Source organism: Gordonia sp. DT101 (assembly GCF_049844895.1).
In the GTDB taxonomy this organism is placed as follows: Bacteria; Actinomycetota; Actinomycetes; order Mycobacteriales; family Mycobacteriaceae; genus Gordonia.
In genome coordinates this window covers 1,137,245-1,156,036 of sequence record NZ_JBNCLX010000001.1, presented here as the reverse complement: position 1 = coordinate 1,156,036, position 18,792 = coordinate 1,137,245, and the positions used below count along the sequence as shown (strand labels likewise).

The 18,792-nt window shown below is 63.8% G+C and carries 21 protein-coding genes; 2 read left to right on the top strand and 19 right to left on the bottom strand.

From position 1 onward, the window contains the following. Nucleotides 1-2 precede the first annotated feature (2 nt). From ACLQ3I_RS05590 to ACLQ3I_RS05555, 8 genes are all read right to left on the bottom strand, one after another. A complete protein-coding gene (locus ACLQ3I_RS05590) occupies nucleotides 3-611 on the bottom strand; it encodes a hypothetical protein (protein ID WP_425800435.1) in 609 nt (202 codons plus the stop codon). A 177-nt stretch (nucleotides 612-788) separates the two neighbouring features. Beyond that, nucleotides 789-1,298, bottom strand: a complete 510-nt coding sequence (locus tag ACLQ3I_RS05585; protein ID WP_425800433.1) for a hypothetical protein — start codon at nucleotides 1,296-1,298, stop codon at nucleotides 789-791. 7 nt (nucleotides 1,299-1,305) lie between these two features. Continuing rightward, entirely contained in the window at nucleotides 1,306-1,662 is a 357-nt protein-coding gene (locus tag ACLQ3I_RS05580; protein ID WP_425800431.1) for a hypothetical protein, read from the bottom strand. Between the two features lie 7 nt (nucleotides 1,663-1,669). Further along, complete coding sequence (locus ACLQ3I_RS05575) at nucleotides 1,670-2,248, bottom strand: DUF3558 family protein (RefSeq protein WP_425800429.1); 579 nt, start codon at nucleotides 2,246-2,248, stop codon at nucleotides 1,670-1,672. Beyond that, nucleotides 2,245-3,498, bottom strand: a complete 1,254-nt coding sequence (locus tag ACLQ3I_RS05570; protein WP_425800427.1) for a hypothetical protein — start codon at nucleotides 3,496-3,498, stop codon at nucleotides 2,245-2,247. The genes ACLQ3I_RS05575 and ACLQ3I_RS05570 overlap by 4 nt, the downstream gene beginning before the upstream one ends. Before the next feature lie 261 nt (nucleotides 3,499-3,759). Continuing rightward, nucleotides 3,760-4,326 (bottom strand): DUF3558 family protein, encoded by a 567-nt coding sequence (locus ACLQ3I_RS05565; protein ID WP_425800425.1) that lies wholly within the window; start codon nucleotides 4,324-4,326, stop codon nucleotides 3,760-3,762. Between the two features lie 168 nt (nucleotides 4,327-4,494). Further along, nucleotides 4,495-5,127, bottom strand: coding sequence for a hypothetical protein (locus tag ACLQ3I_RS05560; protein ID WP_425800423.1), 633 nt, complete (start codon nucleotides 5,125-5,127; stop codon nucleotides 4,495-4,497). Between the two features lie 222 nt (nucleotides 5,128-5,349). Further along, nucleotides 5,350-5,919: a hypothetical protein gene (locus ACLQ3I_RS05555; RefSeq protein ID WP_425800421.1), complete on the bottom strand. Its 570-nt coding sequence runs from the start codon at nucleotides 5,917-5,919 to the stop codon at nucleotides 5,350-5,352. Between the two features lie 195 nt (nucleotides 5,920-6,114). On the opposite strand from ACLQ3I_RS05555, the gene ACLQ3I_RS05550 reads away from it, so the two are divergent. Beyond that, entirely contained in the window at nucleotides 6,115-6,984 is an 870-nt protein-coding gene (locus ACLQ3I_RS05550; RefSeq protein WP_425800419.1) for a hypothetical protein, read from the top strand. Nucleotides 6,985-7,227: 243 nt separating this feature from the next. Here ACLQ3I_RS05550 and ACLQ3I_RS05545 read toward each other — a convergent pair whose 3' ends face one another. The 10 genes from ACLQ3I_RS05545 to ACLQ3I_RS05500 all read right to left on the bottom strand — a co-directional run bounded on the left by ACLQ3I_RS05545 (nucleotide 7,228) and on the right by ACLQ3I_RS05500 (nucleotide 16,311). Then, nucleotides 7,228-7,353, bottom strand: a complete 126-nt coding sequence (locus ACLQ3I_RS05545; RefSeq protein ID WP_425800417.1) for a hypothetical protein — start codon at nucleotides 7,351-7,353, stop codon at nucleotides 7,228-7,230. Between the two features lie 151 nt (nucleotides 7,354-7,504). Further along, nucleotides 7,505-8,341, bottom strand: coding sequence for an aspartate dehydrogenase (locus ACLQ3I_RS05540; RefSeq protein WP_425800415.1), 837 nt, complete (start codon nucleotides 8,339-8,341; stop codon nucleotides 7,505-7,507). Continuing rightward, a complete protein-coding gene (locus ACLQ3I_RS05535) occupies nucleotides 8,338-10,728 on the bottom strand; it encodes a xanthine dehydrogenase family protein molybdopterin-binding subunit (RefSeq protein WP_425800413.1) in 2,391 nt (796 codons plus the stop codon). Before ACLQ3I_RS05535 ends, ACLQ3I_RS05540 begins: the two co-directional genes overlap by 4 nt. After that, complete coding sequence (locus ACLQ3I_RS05530; protein ID WP_425800411.1) at nucleotides 10,725-11,279, bottom strand: (2Fe-2S)-binding protein; 555 nt, start codon at nucleotides 11,277-11,279, stop codon at nucleotides 10,725-10,727. Before ACLQ3I_RS05530 ends, ACLQ3I_RS05535 begins: the two co-directional genes overlap by 4 nt. Then, nucleotides 11,276-12,094 (bottom strand): FAD binding domain-containing protein, encoded by an 819-nt coding sequence (locus ACLQ3I_RS05525; RefSeq protein ID WP_425800409.1) that lies wholly within the window; start codon nucleotides 12,092-12,094, stop codon nucleotides 11,276-11,278. Before ACLQ3I_RS05525 ends, ACLQ3I_RS05530 begins: the two co-directional genes overlap by 4 nt. Next, complete coding sequence (locus ACLQ3I_RS05520; RefSeq protein ID WP_425800407.1) at nucleotides 12,094-12,897, bottom strand: ABC transporter ATP-binding protein; 804 nt, start codon at nucleotides 12,895-12,897, stop codon at nucleotides 12,094-12,096. The genes ACLQ3I_RS05525 and ACLQ3I_RS05520 overlap by 1 nt, the downstream gene beginning before the upstream one ends. Beyond that, nucleotides 12,890-13,780, bottom strand: coding sequence for an ABC transporter permease (locus ACLQ3I_RS05515; protein WP_425800405.1), 891 nt, complete (start codon nucleotides 13,778-13,780; stop codon nucleotides 12,890-12,892). Before ACLQ3I_RS05515 ends, ACLQ3I_RS05520 begins: the two co-directional genes overlap by 8 nt. Then, complete coding sequence (locus ACLQ3I_RS05510) at nucleotides 13,777-14,568, bottom strand: ABC transporter permease (RefSeq protein WP_425800403.1); 792 nt, start codon at nucleotides 14,566-14,568, stop codon at nucleotides 13,777-13,779. Before ACLQ3I_RS05510 ends, ACLQ3I_RS05515 begins: the two co-directional genes overlap by 4 nt. Nucleotides 14,569-14,571: 3 nt before the next feature. Then, a complete protein-coding gene (locus ACLQ3I_RS05505) occupies nucleotides 14,572-15,546 on the bottom strand; it encodes an ABC transporter substrate-binding protein (RefSeq protein ID WP_425800401.1) in 975 nt (324 codons plus the stop codon). A gap of 219 nt (nucleotides 15,547-15,765) precedes the next feature. Further along, on the bottom strand, nucleotides 15,766-16,311 hold the full coding sequence (locus tag ACLQ3I_RS05500; RefSeq protein WP_425800399.1) for a MarR family winged helix-turn-helix transcriptional regulator: 546 nt from the start codon (nucleotides 16,309-16,311) through the stop codon (nucleotides 15,766-15,768). A 176-nt stretch (nucleotides 16,312-16,487) separates the two neighbouring features. Between ACLQ3I_RS05500 and ACLQ3I_RS05495 the strand changes: the two genes are divergently transcribed. Continuing rightward, nucleotides 16,488-17,483, top strand: coding sequence for an XdhC family protein (locus tag ACLQ3I_RS05495; protein ID WP_425800397.1), 996 nt, complete (start codon nucleotides 16,488-16,490; stop codon nucleotides 17,481-17,483). A 47-nt stretch (nucleotides 17,484-17,530) separates the two neighbouring features. On the opposite strand, the gene ACLQ3I_RS05490 is transcribed toward ACLQ3I_RS05495, so the two are convergent. Continuing rightward, the gene (locus ACLQ3I_RS05490) at nucleotides 17,531-18,712 is read right to left on the bottom strand and encodes an FAD-dependent monooxygenase (RefSeq protein ID WP_425800395.1); all 1,182 of its coding nucleotides are present in this window, start codon (nucleotides 18,710-18,712) and stop codon (nucleotides 17,531-17,533) included. Nucleotides 18,713-18,792: the final 80 nt, after the last annotated feature.

Here is an 18,792-nt window from a genome sequence, read left to right as displayed (position 1 = left end):
TCTCAAGTACGTTTCGGCGTTTCGTCCACCCGGACTCCAAGCGTCACGGTCTCGCCGACCTCGACGTCGGTGGGCGTAGACACATTCAGCATGGCGTGGATCTCCGCAGGAGTCGCCCACCGACCCTGGGCATGCCACACCTGCAGTTGCTCGATCGTGGACAGCATCGTGTTGAAGTCGACGTTGTACGGGCGGTGCAGCAGCCGTCGCGGGCGTCCACGCCTCACCTTCGCAGATCTCAGCTCGATCGCGGGGACTCGGTTGCTCATCACGAGGAAGCCGACCGTCGTCGATTCGAAGGCGAACCGCATCCCATCACCAAACTCAATGCCACCCCCGTCAATGAGCAGTGGGCCACGCTCGCGGTAGCTCACCGTGAGGAGTACCGGCACAAGCGCCACGCCCATCAGTGCCGGCAACAGCATTCGCCCAGCGTCGGAGTATCCGAGAAGGAAGGCACCGATCATCCCGCCGGACATGACCCCGCACAACACCGAGATCGTGACCCCGGGGTTCGCATAGAAGCGTTGCCGATACGCCGCGACGTGATCGGACCGCGTCACCAGTTTCGTGCGCAAAGGGGCCCGCGCCGCAACCGGTATGAGTGCCACGCAGACAAACGTCAATGCAACCATTGGAAATGGCATCGCCATTGACCCAACGAACCCCACGACACCGATCCCGACCAGAACGAACAATCCATCCCGCGACGGTCGGTATTCGTATGCGGTGCGCTTGGTCCAGCGCAGTGTGAGAGCGGTGCTTTCATGCTCTGGTTCCATGGGCAGTCAGTGACCTTGGAAGTGCGAGAGGAGACGCGGGCCTCGGGCGGCCCCGTCGGCAGAGCCGTTGGTACGGCCTCGTGTCGCGGCCACAACACACGCAACCACCACAAAGATGGTCACGCGCATCTCAATCCCCCAGCCGAAGGCACCCGTACCCGATCCCCTGAAATCGATTGACCTCGCTCGTTTGATTGCATCGTCCAGATCGTGCATCGCGCTGGCCAGCGACGACAATGCGCCCTCGCCGCCAGCCGGATATGCTTGCGGCACATCGCTCCACGTGCCCGGAACATTCCCGTCGAGAATCGCGCCGACAGCGCTCGACGTCGTGTCGCGTCCGTGGGTGGCGTCGAGACCGTCATCCAAGGATATCGAGAAGGGAAATCGGCCCTCCCACGATCGGTACTCGACCTCATTGCCGATCCCGATCACGGCTGCCACCATGACCGTCTGCAGCGCAACGATTCCCAGCGGAGTACTCCACCGCTCGAGGAAAAGCACGCCGCCTGCCACCGACTCGCTAGACACTGCCGAAGCGTCGAAGCTGTGCGAGCAGGTTCGCGCGCACATCTTCGACGATCTGGGTACGCCGCTCATCGGTGAGCCAGCCGCCCCGACCATCGATCTCGGCATCGAATGCCTCGTCCACCCGCCGGCGGAACTCGGCATTGCGCGCGTTCTCATCTGTCGCCCATCGACGCAGATCGGCGAGCTCATCGCCGGTGCGCCCCGGATCAGCGTCGGGTTCCGGCGGTGGCGAGGTGAACTCGACGTCAGGGAACTCGATGTTGCGCGCTCGGATGGTTGCGGTGGCGAGGTGATTCAATGCGCCCTGTAGCTTGTGAAGTGCTTCGTCAAAACCAGCCGGGTCCGTCATGGACATGTCACCAGCCCAGTGCCTTGAGGACCTTTTCGGTCTGGGGGATGGCGGATTCGCAGAGATTGGTTTTGTCCAGTTGTCCCATCGGCGCGTCGAGGCTGATCCTGAGCCCGTAACCCTTGGGAGCTCCGGGTACCTGAACGTATGCCTGGCACGTCGCCAGTCCTTCGTCGAACTGTTCGTACGCAGTGCCGCCCCCGACCTGGTAGTTCGACTTCGAAGCCGAGATCAGAGCACTTTCGTTCGTCGGCTTGGATACTCCGATTTCCAGCCATCCCCATCCATCCTGGACGGCCCATTTGCATCCGGGAAGCCCTTGAGTGTCTGTCGGTTTCGGGCTGTCAGTGACCTTTCCATTGGTCAACGGCGCGACGTCCTCCGGCGAAAGCACCGCGCAGATGTCGGCGCCCGAAAGTTGCGTCGGGTTCTCAACCGACGCCGACTGCGCGGCTACTCCCGTCGGAATCTGGTTTGACGACGAGGCGGTGTTGTCCGTCGCGGGGTCGTCGCCGCATGCGACTGCACCCATCGCCACCAGAGCGGTGGTCGCAATCGTCCACGACAGCCTACGAACCAGTTTCACGATGCGTCCTCCCATAGTCGACCCTCCAAGCCCGGGTCGTAAGGCGTGGTTGGCGTGCGCGTTACACGCCCAACGTCGGTTGCGGTGGCCGCGTCCGTGGCAAGCTGTTGATAGCCTTCCACCTCGCCAACGAAGTCGGTGAACGGCTTCAGCTCTTCCTTGACTCTGTCCTCGGCACGACCTTTGGCAAAACCGACCGGATCTTGGCAGAATTCGATGAAAGTCATCAGCGCTTCTATGCCCTGCTGGAGCTCCAGTATCAGCTTCCTGGTTTCCGTGGCCACTTCAAGCAGCAATCTGGTCACCTCAGCGACTGCGGCTGTGGTCCCAACGCCTGGTACGACTTTCGCAGCCAGTTTCAAAGCGCCGGTGAAGCTGTCCACCTTGACGATTCTTGAAAGGCCCTTCTGGACGAGTTCGATGATCGCCTTCGCGGTCTCTTCAAGCTGGTCGGCACACAGTGACAGCCCCTGCTCCACGAGGCGCCCGACGGAGCCTTCCCAGTTGAGACCCTTCACCATATCAACGGAGTAGGTGGTAAATGCGGCTGCTGCCTCACCGTTCCAGTGCTCGTCGACCTCTTTGTGTCCACTCGACAGATCCCCAGCAACCGTGTCGAACGCGCCGCCCGACTTCCCGTATGTCTTGCCGATGCGCTTGAGTTCCATCCAATTGCCGGCCACCGGTTCGAGCGCCTTCTGGATGGGGCTCCAACCGTTCGTCAGGTCCGCGATGAACGAATCGGCGTCAGCCAGCCACCCTGCAGTCTCCTCGATGAGAGCATTCCAGTCCACGCTCTCACTCGGCGGCGGGGCAACATCGATCTCACGAGGTGCAGTCAACGCCCGTGCACCAGGAACATCGTCGACCACAGGTATCCGGATCACCGGATCACCGGTAATGCCGAGCATCACTTCCACAGGCGGGATGAACGGGTTCGTGTTGTATTCCTCGGTACGGGTGTGGGCGATTCCGAGAGCGGCTTCGTGGTCGGTGCTGGTGTAGTTCCACGCCGCTTGCTTGAGGTTCACACTGGTCCCGTGCAGCGCCGGACTGAGCGTGCCCTGACGGCGCACTGTCGCGTCACGCAAGGTGTCGACCGGGCTCTTCAGGACGCCCATCAACCCTTTGAACTCGCCCGTGGAGCCCGAATGGCTGGTGACGAGGTTGACCGTCCTGAGGACGTTCGCGTTCAGCGCCAGAACGTGATTTCCCAGTCCACTGATCCAGTCCGGCTCAGCCTTGAGCACTTCCCCCACTAGACGACCCCCCGATCGCTGTCCCCACCTGCGTTTAGATCGGTTTGACCGTAGCAAGTGGGTCGACCGACTCGATCAACCGGCGTCGGTCGCTTGGATGACTTCGAGTCCGGATGGTTTGGCGTCGCCCAGATCGATCATCGCGTCGGCCACCGACGTGCTAGACGCTGCCGAGGCGACGCAGCTGTGCGAGCAGGTTCGCGCGCACGTGTTCGACGATCTGGGTGCGCCGCCGCATTCGTCGTGCGCGTGTCACCACCCCAGGGCGTTGAGGACCTTTTCGGTCTGGGGGATGGCGGATTCGCAGAGTTTCGATGAATCTGCTTGGCCATCAAGTCTCACCCGCAGCACGAAGCCCTTCGGTGTATCGGGCGTCTTCACCAGTGCCCGACACGTCGAAGCATCATCTTTTGTCTGCTGGTACACGGTCCCGTCCCCGACGGGGAATTGCCGGACCACGGCGCTGTCCAGAATTATGCTCACATCGAAAGGCTTGAAGACATCCATTTCCAACGACCCGTAACCGTCGCTGACCGGCCATTCACATCCAGGTAGACCGCGGTCGTCCTTGGGTTCCGGCTGCTTGGTTACGTCACCGTCGACAAGAGGTGCGACGTCTTGCGGGGTGAGCGCCGCGCAGATGTCTTCAGCGGTCAATGCGGTCGGGCTCTGCACAGGAGCTCCACCGGAAGCGGCCGTATCACTGTGTCCCGTTGTCTGCCGAGCAGTATCGTCGGGCGAATCATCCCAACATGCAGCTAGCAGCAGCGCCACGGACAATGCCGAGATCGCCAGCAAAAGTCTGGATCCGTAATTCATGGTTCGTCCTCCCAAATTTCTGTGGAGCCCAGCCATATCGTGGCGGGTTGGCCGACTACGTCGGCGCGGACGCGTCGCGACGCATGTGGAAGGGCCACAGGGCGATAGCCGAACTCCAACGGGTCCGGAAGAGGCATGAGAGTTGAACCCGGAGCGGCGTCCAACGCGTCAACGATGCTCGTTGCCATCCTCCACCGGGACTTCGATCAGGACGGATTCCCCGATCTCCACATCGTCGGGCGGAGTGACCGTCAGCAAGGCCTTGATCTCCGCCGGAGTTACACGATGGCCGTGACTGTGCCACGCCTGCAATTGTTCGAAGGTCGAGAGCATGGTGTTGAAGTCAATGTTGTACGGGCGGTGCACCACCCGCCGCCGGCGTGAGGCCTCGCCTGTGGTGTGAATGAACTCGATCGCCGGCACACCGTTACTCAGCACGGAGAAATGAGCGGCCGCAGAATCAAACTCATAACGTGCGCCGTTCCCAAAAATGACCCCGTCGGCACGGACAAGCAGAGGACCGCGATCCCTGAAGCTGACCACACCCAGCAGCGGCACCAGCACCAGACCGCCGAATGCCGGAATCACCAGACGCCAAGCCTGCCAATACCCCAACGCGATCGCGGTTATCATCCCGGCCGATGTGAGCCCCGACATCAACGCGATGATGAGCACCGGGTTGGAATAGAAGGGCTGGCGGTGCACTTCGACTCCGCTGTCCTGAACAACCAACTTGGTCCGGAACGGAACCAGCATCGCGACGGGCAAAAGCACCAACGCGGCGAATCCGAACGCGACCATGGGCAGCGACAGCGCGACAGATACAGCGCACCCCGCTATAGCCATAATGAACAGTCCGATTGCTGATCGGAGCGACGGTTCATAGGCGTACGCCGTGTACCTGGTCCAATGAAAGGCAATCTTACGGTTTCCGATACCTAGCGCCACAGCCAGTCCACCCCCTTTGACGTGCCATAAGAGGCGAGGGCGTCCGCGGCAGCCCACGAACAAGTTTCACGCGTGTCACCACCCCAGTGCCTTGAGGACCTTTTCGGTCTGCGGGATGGCCGACTCGCAAGCGTTGACTTTGCTGTCGACCGACCCGTCGACCTTCACTGTCAACAGGAATCCCCCGGGCGTGCGGGGTCTCTGTACCGACGATCGACACATGGAGATGTCCTCCTTTGTGTGCCGGTACATCGTGCCGTCACCAACCGGATACTTGCCCGAGACTGTGTTCCCCAAAAGGATATTCACATCAAAGGGTTTGCTCACCGCCATCTCGAGCCACCCGTACCCCTCTTGCACCGGCCACTTACATCCAGGCAGACCACGCTCATTGGTAGGCGCTGGTGGATCAGTGACCTCGCCCTCGGTCAGAGGCGCCACATCTTCCTTGCTGAGCACGGCGCAGAACTGGTCGGGCGTGAGAGCCGTCGGATTCTCAACCGGAGCGTTTGCCCAATCTGTCGCGCTGGTTTCGACGGTTCGCGATGACTGGTCCGCATTGTTCGAGTCGCCGTCGCACGCACTCAGAGCCAGCACCATCACTGCTGCAGCAAGGGCGCACGGCAGTTTGAGCACTTCCCCCACTCGACGACCCCCCGATCGCTTTCCCACCTGCGTTTAGATCGGTTCGACCGTAGCAAGCGGGTCGACCGACTCGATCAACCGGCGTCGGTCGCTTGGATGCCTTCGAGACATAGGCCGACCGTCGGGTTTCAGCAACCCTTCAGCTCCGATCCCGCACACTCGAATGGACCACGGAGAGCAACCCAGGGAGGCCGGATGAACCGGCACCATCACGCCCGCATCCTGGCGACCGTCATGCTGACGGGCCTCGCCGCTCTGGCGCTCGTCAACGCCCCGCCATCATCGGCGGCAGAGGTCGATCCACCGCCCACCGTCGTGAAACCCGACGAACCAACAATGCCGCCACCACCCGGCGCCATCATCACGACCTTCGCCGGCAACCAGCTCAAGTACTGCGCGCTCATCTGCCCGCACATCATCGACTTCGTGGTGGACGTTCCGGTCGCCATCGTCCGCGCTCCTGGAGTCTTCGCGACAGCCCAGGGGCAGACCGGATCAGCCGACCGCGCAACGGGTATCGCCGCCGCATCGGTCACGCGTCCCGCGAACTCGGCGATGACCGGCATCATCGACAACGATCTGAATCTGGTTCTGCCACGGGCCCAGAACGCGCTCGAGGTGGCAGTCGTCGAGGGACTCACCGTCGCCGACACCGTCCGGTCAGGCGCCGCACCTGAGGCCGTCGGTAAAGCCATTGACACCGGGCGGGCGAAGATCGTGGACGCGCTCAACGCGCCGATCGTCGCGAAACCGCCACAGATCGCAGCCCCCACCACACCCGCGCAGGCCGCAGTCCTCGACGCCATCGACGTCGGGTCGGCCGTCCTGTTCCAGGCTCCCGAGCTGCTCATGGTCGGCGCCACCGAAGCCGCAGACATCGCCGCACAACACCTGGCGACCACCGGTGACACCGACGGTGCACGATCGGCGGGTGTCGCACATTTCAACGACACCCTCACCGCCGCGAATGACGTGATTCGCCAGGCAACCACGACTCATCATGTTCCAGAAACAGTCTCGCCAGAATCGAGAACCGACACAACTACGTCAGCGTCCGCCGACTGACGGCGCGGCCACGACTCCCTGCATCCTGCACCCGTCGACTGTCGGGACGTCGAACCGTGTCTGAATGGATAGGGGGTCCTGCTATTTCGGTGGCTCCCGCCATTGTTCGGGCGCAAGGTAGACCGAACGGACGGATTGCCGTCGCATACTTCTCCGGCATCAGCGTGTAGAAAACGACTGGGACCGCGGTACTCGACATCGAAACAGTCACTTGCGTTCTCGCCGACCTGATTTCCGGACAGACTAGCGCTCACTGAGCTGATCACGGATGTACGCCACCCACATGCCCTGCTCGCGATAGCGCTCGACGTGACCGTCACCGTCGTTGATGGTGATCACTTCGTCGTGCCCGGGACACAACGGGGTCACGAGCGGGGCGTAGGCGCCGGGTCACGTCACTGCCAGACTCAGATCCACCGGCGCGAGGGCCGGTCGAATCAGTGCCGGCATCGTCGCCTGACCGGGTTGCGGTCCGTGTGGTCGGCACGGGTCGCGGCCACGCTCGCAAGCCCGGCCCGATCTACGGCCCGACGTCAACTCGACACGACCGCCGATCGACCATCGAAGCAATCGTGCGCAGAACCGAATACGGGACAATCGCGCTGCTACGTGGATTGTCGGCACTCGGCTTGTTCTCGACGACAATGGAATACCGGCCCATCGAGCCGCAAGCCGAGATCTCGTGGCGGGTCAGCTGTGCTCCCGGATCGGCGATCAACTCCACCACGGTGTCACCGACGCCCCCGGCGGCGAGATCGACGGCTAGGGCGACGTTCAGCGACTCCGGGAACAACCTGGCCGCCTCATCGGGCGTTCCGCGGAAGGCCACCACGGGTTCGGTGGTGGTGCACAACCGATCACGCTCGTCCCCGGACATCCATGGCCGCAAGAGACTTGCCGGCTTCTTCGACGAGGTGAGCGTCACAGACTCCAACCCGCCGGCGGCCCGCGCGGCTGCGAGGATGTCGAGTCCGCCGATCGCGCCGTTGGTGATCGCCATGTGACCAGGTCCGGCATGGCGTAGCCGTGCGCGCAATTCCAGGTCGCTGAGGGCTCCCACCGAGGTCACCACCAGATCGCAACCGGACTCGAGGATCTCGACGGCATGGTCGCGTACCGCCTGTTGCCCAGCACATTCGACGACGATATCGACAGCGCCGAGGGCATCCGTCAATGACATCCACGTCACCGACGTGTCACTCTGCGGTCTACGACCGATCACTCCATGCAGCTGCGCACCGCGTACATCTCCGGCGAGCAGCCCGTCGGCGACCACGGATCCGATGGTGCCGCACCCCAGAACCGCGACCCGACAGATCCGCGACGTAGTCACTTCGGTCCATGCGCTTGCCGTCATCGCGCGCTCCTCTCCGCACTGATCGCCTGGTAGACCCGCTCCGGGGTCATCGGCAGCTCGGTCAGCTGCGCTCCCGTAGCGTCCGCGATGGCTTGTGCGATCGCCGGCGCCACCGGAAGCATGCCGCCCTCCCCCATCCCCTTCGCACCGAACGGCCCGGCACCATGACCCTGCTCCTGGGTGATGGACGTGAATCGCTCGGGGATGTCCTCGGCCAGCGGCACCCGGTAGAGCAGCGCCTCGGCGTTCAGTAGCTCACCGTCGTCGTAACGCATCTCCTCGAACAGCGCCTGAGCGAGTCCGAACACAGCGGCGCCCTCGTCCTGGCCGCGGCAACCGATCTTGCTGATCACCTTGCCGGCGTCGCCACTGACGGCGAGCTGCAGTACCTCGACACGACCGGTGTCGAGATCGACCTCCACTTCGGCTGCTGCCCAGCCGATCTCCCAGAAGACACAGGGCGCCTCCAACGGTGCCCGATGATCGTTGCGGGCCTTGTAGAAACCGTCAGCGGAGAACTCGAAACCGGTGTTGCCGAAGATCTCCATGATGCGCGGAAACAGCGGATGCGGCTCGCCGCCACAACCGCGGACGGTCCAGTCGTCGAGCTCGGCGCGAGCCGGGTCGAATCCGAACTGCTCACCAGCCCACTCCAGGACCTGACGCCGCAGAGTCTCGGCAGCGCTGCGGACGGCCTGGCCCATCACGGCGACGCCCGAGCTCGCATTGGTGCCTTGATCGAAAGGCGTGTTGTCGGTGTCGATCCGCGCATAGGTGACCCGCCCCGGCGGGGTGTGTAGCACCTCGGCGACGATCTGGCACATGGCCGAATGTCCGCCCTGCCCCATCTCGGTGAGCGCGCAGTTCAGGATGACATCGCCCTTCGACGTCACTTTGACCCGCGCCATCGCCGGCTTGTTGATGCCGCCGCCGTCCTTGACACCCACCGCGACGCCCATCCCGCGGCGCAGTGGCGCAGTGGGGTTCCGCGTCGTCGGTCGCTGGTGGTAGCCGATCGCCTCGGCCACGATGCGCAGTCCCTCTTCGAGATCCGAGTCGATACCCGACTCACCGGGAACGAACTCCTCGCCGAGTGCCTTGAAGTTCTTGACCCGCAGGGCATACGGGTCAAGTCCTAGTCGCTCGGCGATCAGGTCGACTTGCCGTTCACTGGCCCACGTTGCCTGGGTGCCACCGAACCCTCGCATGGCACCTGCAGGGACCGTGTTGGTGGTGACCACCTGGCAGACCGAATCGATGTACTCCCATCGGTATGCGCCGGGCATGCGGTAGCCGGCCTTCTCGGCGACCGGCGGGCTGTGCTCGGCGTACGCGCCCCCGTTGAGCAGCACCAGCGATTCGCGCGCGACGAATGTGCCATCGGCCATCACCCCCGACTTCACGACCAGCTTGGCGGCGTGCTGGGACACGGTGAGAAGCGCCTCCTCGGTCGTCATGGCGAACCGCACCGGCCGGCCCCCACACAACTGCGACAACCGGATCGCCACTGGGTCGGCCTTGGGACCGTTCTTCGCACCGAATCCGCCGCCGAGCAGTGGCACGTGCACACGGATTCTGTTTTCCGGCAACGAGAACACCCGCGACAGTTCTTTGCGTAGGTTGAATGGACTCTGCGTCGACGTCCACACCTCGATTTCGTCGTCGCTCGCCTCGGCAACAGTGACGAACGGCTCGAGGTGCATGTGATTCATGCGGGAGAAACAGAAGGTGTCGACATAGATATGGTCGCACCGCTCCCACGCGTCGAGATCACCTGTTCGGTAGCGGAACTCGTAGGGGACATTGTCGCGCGGACGCAGCACGGCAGAGGCGCCGTCGCCGTATCCTGGGATCACGCCGAATGGCGGCTCGGGATGAATCACCGGCGCTCCGTCGGCGAGGGCGTCGTCGACCTCGAACACGGCCGGCAGGATCTCGTACCGCACGTCGATAAGGTCCAGCGCCTCGAGCGCCGTCCGTTCGTCGACGGCAGCGACCGCGGCGACGATGTCACCGACATACCGCACCACGTCCATCGCAACGGTCGGCTGGTCTTTGACCATCGTGCCGTGCGGTTGCAGATCGGTGGCCTGGTCCTGGGTGAGCACCGCTTTGACGCCGGGAAGTTCACGCGCCGCAGAATCGTCTATGGATACGATCCGGGCGTGGGCGTGCGGACTGCGCAAGACCTTCGCGTGCAACATCCCGGCACGGGCCACATCGGTTCCGTAAATCGCACGCCCGGTCACCTTTGCACCGGAATCCGCACGCGGTCTGTCCCTTCCGTTGATCCTGTGTTCAGGATCGACCGTGGGCAGATCGTGGATCACATAAGAGTCCGGCGGTGCTTCGACCACGGAGTGTTCGAACGACTCGACGGCCGTCATCGGGACTCCCCGCAATCCGGCAGCGGCTGGTTCGCAATGTCCGAGGGTGCATCGGCGGCGGCGATGCGCGCTGCGCACTCCACCGACTCGAAGATCGTCTCGTAGCCGGTGCAACGACACGTGTTCGAGGAGATCCACTCACGAATCGTCGCTCGATCCGGCTCCGGGGACTGCCGCAGCAACCCCGTCGTGAGCATCAGCATTCCCGATGTGCAGTAACCACATTGGAATCCGCCGCACTCGGTGAAGCCACGTTGAGCCGGCGACGGCGAGCCGTCGGCAGCGGCGAGACCTTCGACCGTTTGCACGGACGCACCGTCGACGGCGAATGCGAAGGTGGAGCACGCGGCCACGGGCAGGTCGTCGATCAGCACCGTGCAGGCGCCGCACACGCCGCGCTCGCAGGACGACCGCACACCGCGGCAGTCGAACTCCGACCGCAGCAGACCGAGCAGCGTCTCGTTGGTGGAGACCGTGACGCTCTCGCTCTTGCCGTTGAGTTCGAAACGAACAGTTGATGCGAGTGCACCGTCGTCGCTGTTGCTGTTCATGGCTGGGTCCTCTCTCCCGCGGCACGGAGGATGCGAGTGGCCAGCACCGCGACAAGGTGCCGTCGATAATCGGCCGAACCGCTGTAGTCGGCACATTCGGCCGGCAATTGGCCCGCGAGCGTGGCGGCGATCGCGGCAGCGTCGAGATCGCGGGGGTCCTCGCTGACGCCCGGGGCCGTCAGCACATAGCCCGGCCGATACTCGGAGCCGGCGACGGCGCGGACGAGCTGCCCACCGGCGCCGTCTCGATGGATCGCCAGCGCCAAAGTCGCAGTGGGACGCATCGACCGCTCATACCCGAAATAGCTGAGGTCATCAGTGTTCACACGTATCCCGCACAGCAGGCGCCCGGTTGCGTCATAGTCGCACTCGGCGCCGAGCGCGCCGAGCAGCAACGGCATCTCGTATCGGGTTCGGCCCGCCATCACGTTGCCGCCGATCGTTCCCGTGTACCGGATGCGGACGGTTGCTATTGAACCCCAGGCGGCCGCGAACCCCGGTACCACGGCCCGCACCGTCGGGTGGGTCGAGCCGGCGTGATGGCTCACCGCAGCACCGATACGGAGCACACCGCCGTCGGACAGACTCACCTGCCGCAACTCGTCGACGTGCTGCACGGAGATCAGTCGCTCGACACTCTCGCCTTCCCGAATACGCGCCATCAGATCCGAGCAGCCGGCCGCTATGGTCGCTTCGGGGTGCTCGGCGATGAGTTCACCGGCCATGGCCACGGTTGTCGGCCGATGCAACGGGAACGGCCGGATGGCCGATTGGGATTGAGCGACAAGGCCCGAACCGAGAGCTTGGGCACGCATCAGCGATTGCCTGCCACCGGGACCTCCACGCCTCTGAGCAACGAGGTGACGTGTGCGCGGGTCTCGACGAAGACCGGGTCCTCCTTGGTGATGATCTGGTCGCGCGGTCGCGCCAGGCCGACGTCGATCACCTCGGCCACCACGCTCGGCGGCTTGGACAGCACAATGATGCGGTCGGCGAGGTAGACGCTCTCGTCGATGTCGTGAGTGACCACCAGCACCGTGATTCCCAGCTTCGCCTGGATCGTGAGCAGCAGGTCCTCGAGATCGGCGCGAGTCTGGGCGTCGACCGACGCGTAGGGCTCGTCCATCAGGAGCAGTGCCGGATGGCGCGCGAGCGCGCGGGCGATGGCGACGCGCTGCTGCATACCGCCCGACATCTGCCACGGGTAGAGCTTCTCCTTGCCACTCAGCCCGACCGCGTCGATGGCCTCCTGGACACGCTCGGCGCGCTCGGTCGCATCGAGATGCTTGAGCGGAAATGCCACGTTCTTGTCGACCCGCATCCATGGGAACAATGATCGCGAGTAGTCCTGGAAGACCATGGCCAGTCCCTCGGGGACTCCGCGCACCGGGGCACCGTTGAACTCGATTGCCCCGACGGTCGGCGTGTCAAGTCCGCTGATCATCCGCAGCAAGGTGGACTTTCCGCAGCCCGACGGACCCACGATCACACTGACCTTACCCGCCGGGATCTGTGCGGTGACGTCCCGAATGGCCATATTGTCGTCGTAGGACTTGGAGACACCTTCGAGAGACAGTGCAGCTGAGTTGGTTTCGCGTCTTGTAACGGTGCTAGTCATGTTGGGCAGTTGCTCCTCGGTGCCAGGCCAGAACACGCCGTTCGACGGCCTTGAAGATGAAATTGAGAACCACCCCGAGGGCGGCCAGGACGATGAGGATCGCCCAGAATCCCGTGTAGTCGAAGTTCCGTTGCGTCTGGATGAGCAGATACCCTAATCCGTTCTCCGACTTCTGCAATTCGGAGATGATCATGATGATCAGCGACAACGACATCGCGGTCCGTATGCCCGCGAAGATCTTGGGTGATGCCCCGGGCAGCACGATGTGCGCCAAGGTGTCGAAGCGGCCGATCTGGAAGACCGCCGCGGCCTGCATCCGCGCGGTCCCGACACTGCCGACCCCGTCCATGGTGTTCAGCAGTACCGGCCACACCACGCTGAAGGCGATCAAGAAAATTTTCGGGCTGTCACCGGTGCCGAACAGGAAGAAGAAGACACCCAGCAGGGCCGGGCTCGGCAGCGATCTGCCGAGATGGATGAGCGGCTGGAACAAGGCCGTCATCACGCGACTCATCCCCAGCAGCATGCCGAGGCCTACCCCGATCACGATCGCCAGACCCAGACCCGCCATGGCACGCCAGAGACTCGGGATCAGGTCGTCGTAGAACGCATCACCGAGGAACAGCGTGCTCGGATCGGTGCTGAAGAACTCGCTGAACACTCGGCGCAACGCGTCGGCAGGCGCCGCCACGAACAGTCCTGATGTGGGCGACTGGGACAGCGCATACCAAGCGGCGAGCAGGAGCACCGGGACGATGAGACGTAACCCGCCCCGACCAGCGAGACGTCGCAGTTGTGGCCTTCGTACCCAGCCCCTCGACGGATTCGGGGTTCCGAACTCGCTCTCGGCGATGCTCGTTCGATCAGCTTGTGCGAGAGTCACTGTGCGAGTCCTTTCTTCCAACCGAACGCGGCCGAGTCGACCGCCGCGAACACCCCGCTGACCGCCATGCCGAGCAAACCGGCAACCAGTGTCGCCGCGTAGACGACGTCGAGGTCGGTGGCATTGGCGCTGTTGACCAAGATGTATCCACCGATCCCCTGCCCGTTGCCGATCAGTAGTTCGGCGCTCACCGCGACGATGAGGCCTATCGAGGCCGCGATTCGAATACCGGTGAATGCGAACGGCAGAGCGCTCGGGATCTTGACCCTGCCGAGTATGCGCAATTCCGACAGGCCGAAGCTTCGAGCGGTCTGCACTGCCGTCACATCGGCTCCACGCACGCCGTACATGGTGTTGAGCAGAATCGGCCACAGGCAGGCAAGCGCGACGGTCAACGAAAGCGGCAACATCCCGGCACCGATCAGCAACACCAGAATCGGACCTATTGCGACCGACGGCAACACCCGGAATACCTCGACGGGCAGCTCGAACGCCACGAACACGGAAGTGAACGCGCCCATCAGGCCGCCGATCAGCACGCCGACAACGGACGCGATCAGCACGCCCAGCAACCACTCCTGCAGAGTGAAACCGACTGCTTCCCAGAAGGCCTCGTCCCCGAGCAGATCGCCCACACCTCCGATGACCTGCGTCGGAATCGGGAGACCCGGTTTACCGATCACCGACGGCTGGAACAGCACCTGCGCGACGACCGCCGCACCGAGGGTCCCGATGACGCCGTACGCGAGCACCCGCGTACGGGTCAAGGGTTCGTTGTCGACGCGCATCGCTCAGTCCTTGGGCAGCTGATAGACGTGGGCGCTGATGTCGAACTCCCCGGGGACCAGGCCCTGATCCTTCAGCATGTTCGACACCTTCTCCAACGCCGCGACGTCCATACCCGACGAGTAGGTCGGCATCACCATCGTCTGGGCCACGTTCTCCGGCACCTTGGCCACACTGGGGATCCAGTTGCGCACGGCCTGCTCGTCGGCGGCCATCTGTCCGCCCGCTTCGTAGATGGCCCGCGTGAACGCGGCGGTGGTGTCGGGGTTCTGGTCGACAAAGCTGTTGCCGGCCACGAAGATCGATGCCGCCAGACCGGCGTTGGGGCCGCTGGTCAGATCCACGACTCGACGCATCCCCGCCTGCTGGGCGGCCGACCAGAACGGTTCGGGTGTGTATCCGGCATCGATGGAGCCCGCCTGGACGCCGGACACCATCTCCGGGAAGGGCACCTCCACCCAGTTCGGCGACACGTCCTTGCCCTCGGACTTGGCCAGGTTCGCGAAGGTGACGTCGCCGATGTTGCGAGTCGTGTTGGTACCGACCGTTTTTCCATTGAGATCATCGATCGTCTGGATCGGTGAATCCGGCTTGACGAAGATCGCGCCACTCCCTTCGCCGAGGGACGCGGTGAACGCGACATCGGTGACCGGCGCACCCTGCGCCTGGGAGATCGACGCCGAGATGGTGTTCGCGATCGCATAGTCGAGCTCGCCCGAGGCCACCTTCTGAATCCCGATGGGCCCACCCTGGATGGGCTCCAGGGTCACATCGAGACCTTCTTTCTCGAAGAGCCCCTTCTGGTCGGCCCAGTACACGGCGCCGTAGTCCGCCAGCGGCAGTACCCCGACGGTGATCTTCGTCTTCTCCAGATTACCGTCGGGTGCCGCAGCATCGGACCCGGCACCGCTGCCACAGGCCGTCAACACGAGGACACCGCTCGCCGCGACTGCGGCCAGCGCGGTACGAATCTTGTTCATTGGGCTGAATCTCTCTCGTTACCGCGGAGCGTCAGAGTGACACATCCGTCTTAGCGCCAAATATCTTTGCTGTAAGGGATTGTGCCTGTCTTTGCGCTAAGAGGTCAACGGTTTGGCGATATTCGCGGCACGTTTTACGTAAGCTTCACGTGAAGGACTCAGTAGCCCGGCATTCAAGCGACGAGCCGGCATCCTGCGAATTGCCGGGTCGAAATAGGCTCAGGCGCTGGCAGCTTCGTCATCTATGGCGTCATCTGAGGTACGCAACGACTCCTCGAGAAGGAACAGAAGGTGGGCGAGCCGGCGGCGATCCGGGGTATCGACCGGCTCCAGCAACCGAGCCAGCATGGCGAAATGCGCATCGGAAACCTCGTCGACCAGCCGCCGCCCCGCGTCGGTGAGGGCGACATAGACAACGCGCGCATCGTCGAGATCTCGCTCCCTGGTCACGAACCCCGCCTTCTCGAGCCGGTTGACGCGCAGGGTCAATCCGCCCGTCGTGACGAGCGTCTGTTTCGCCAGTTCCCCAGCAGTGCGACGGTAGCGCGGTTCCGCACGCCGCAGACACGCGAGGACGTCGAATCCCGCCTCGTTGAGGCCGAAACGTTCGAATCCGGAGTTGATCTCGGCGCGGTACAGCAGGTAGCTACGATGCAGTCGGCCGAAGATCTCCAGCGGTTCGACACCCAACTCCGGCCGGACGGCTGCCCACCCGCGGATGATCTCCGCGACACCGTCGTCGACACCTCCTGATGCGCTTGGCATACCGAACCACCCATCACACGAGTCCGGCCGAGTCGATCCCTGGCGTGATCCACTCGGCTCTTTCCTGATTACCTTAGCGCAAAAATTGTGTACGATCGTCGTATCGCCGGGTGCGCGGGGTTCCGTATTCCACTCCGGTACAGAGCATTCGCTCGAACACCTGGAGGTGCGCCGCCATGGCATCACTGCTTGCCACATCGCAGCCGGTGCTCGCGGAGGCGTTGCGGGTATGGCAGCGCGGCGGCTCATGCGGGCTCGCCACGGTGGTCGCAACCCACGGGTCCGCACCACGGGGTCCTGGTGCGATGTTGCTGGTACACGAGGACGGCTCGGTGGTCGGCAGCATCTCCGGCGGTTGTGTCGAGGGCGCACTCTATGAAAGTGCGCTTGAGGCATTGAGTACCGGTGTCGCGCGCATCGAGAACTACGGCCCCGATGGTGACATCCTGGCGCCCGGACTGACCTGCGGCGGATCGCTCAGTGTCCTGGTCGAACGCGTGAATCATGTGTCCTTTCCCCACCTTTCGATCATCGTCGATGAGCTCACCGCCGGGCGAACCTGCGCCCTGCACACCACGTCACCCGAGACAGGCTCGACCCATACGGTGGTGGGCCACGACAGTGACCACACACGCCTCACCCCCGACGGTTCGATCGTTCGTGTGTTCGTGCCGGCGCCTCGGATGGTGATCGTCGGGTCGACCGATTTCGCGGCAGAGATGTCGCTGCTCGGCGCACGGATGGGCTATCGCGTCACCGTGTGTGACGCACGACCGCTTTTCGTCACCGCCACCCGGCTTCCGCATGCACATGATTTGGTCTGCGAGTGGCCATCGGATTACGTTGCACGCGAACGTGATGGCGCACGGCTCGATGGCCGATGCGTCATCATCGTGCTCACCCATGATCCCAAGATCGATGTTCCGGTGCTGGTCGAAGGTCTCGACGAGACTCGTTGGCCGACTCCCCCGTTCTATGTCGGTGCGATGGGCTCGAAAACCGCCGACTCCCGGCGCCGAGGCGAACTGCGTGATGCCGGCCTCGGCGCGGACAGGCTCGCCCGCCTGCACAGTCCGATTGGATTGCCGATCGGAAGCGCCGGCCCGGCGGAGACAGCTGTGTCGATTGCCGCCGAATTGATCCGACTCCGAGCGGATTCCGCGGCAGGCTGACCGACCGCGCTGTCCGGAATGGCTCCGATCGACGGCGTGGCACGGGTTCACACCTGAGCCGCGGCGCCCAGCGGCACCGACCATGCGTCGTACTCGTACACCCAGTCGCCGTTGCCGGCTCCCTTGAGCCACTCGTTGCTGCGCGAGCCGCGCTGAATCGCCGCGGTCCGCTCACGGCGGGTGTCCTGATAGCGATGCAGTGCGACCGCGGTTGTGTCCCCGGTCGCGAGGCAACGCGCCAACACCGCGGCATCCTCGATCGCCTGGCCGGCACCCTGCGCCATGAAAGGCATCATGGGATGGCAGGCGTCGCCGAGCAGAACGCCCCGCCCGTTGGTCCACGAATCGAGTGGATCACGCACGTAGAGAGCAGATTTCATTACTTCGTCACACGCATCGAGCAGCGTCCGCGCCTCCGGGTGGAAGTCGGTGTAGGCCGCCCGGAGTTCGGCGATCGACCCTGGGGCGGTCCACGATTCCTCTGTCCACTCCGGTTGGCCGGTCGTCGCGAAGACAAAGATCTCCTTGCCGCGGTTGAGCGGGAAGACGACTATCTGGGTGTCTGGGTCGGGACCCCACCATTTGGTGAACGAATCCATGTTGGGCAGGTGAGCGACCTTGTCGCGGGGGATCACCGCACGATAGGCGACCACGCCGGTGAACTCCGGGTTCTCGGGCCCGAACATCGCGGTGCGGACGCGGGAGTGGATGCCGTCGGCGCCGATCACCACATCGCAGTCGTGCCGGCTCCCGTCGTCGAAGATCAACGTCGGGCGGGCGCCGAACTCAACCGACTGGACCCGCCGTCCCATCTGCATCCACGCATCGGGGACCGCATCGCGCATCGCTGACATCAGGTCCCCGCGGTGCAGTGTCAACTGCGGTGCTCCGTAACGCTCTTCGGCGCTGCGACCCATCTCGATCCGGGACGTCTCCTCGCCCGAATCCCACATCCGGCTGATCCGGAACTGTGGTTGCGCTCCACCATCGCGGAGGCGCGAGCCCAGTTCACCGCCCACCGAGTCCAGGACGCGAACGGCGTTCGGGGTCAGGTTGATGTCGGCGCCGACGCGCGCGAACTGCGATGTCTGCTCGAACACCACTGCGTCGATCCCCGCCTTGCGCAGGGCGATCGCAGCAGCCAATCCGCCGATTCCGCCTCCGACGATCGCGATGTCGCGACCGGACAATCCGGCGTCTGCCATGGCACCCGTTCGTTGTTCGTTCACTGCGCGACCTTTCGTCGTGGGAATCGCCGCATATCTTGCGGTCTCCGAGATCGGCACGACGCCTTCGCAGCGTCTGCCTG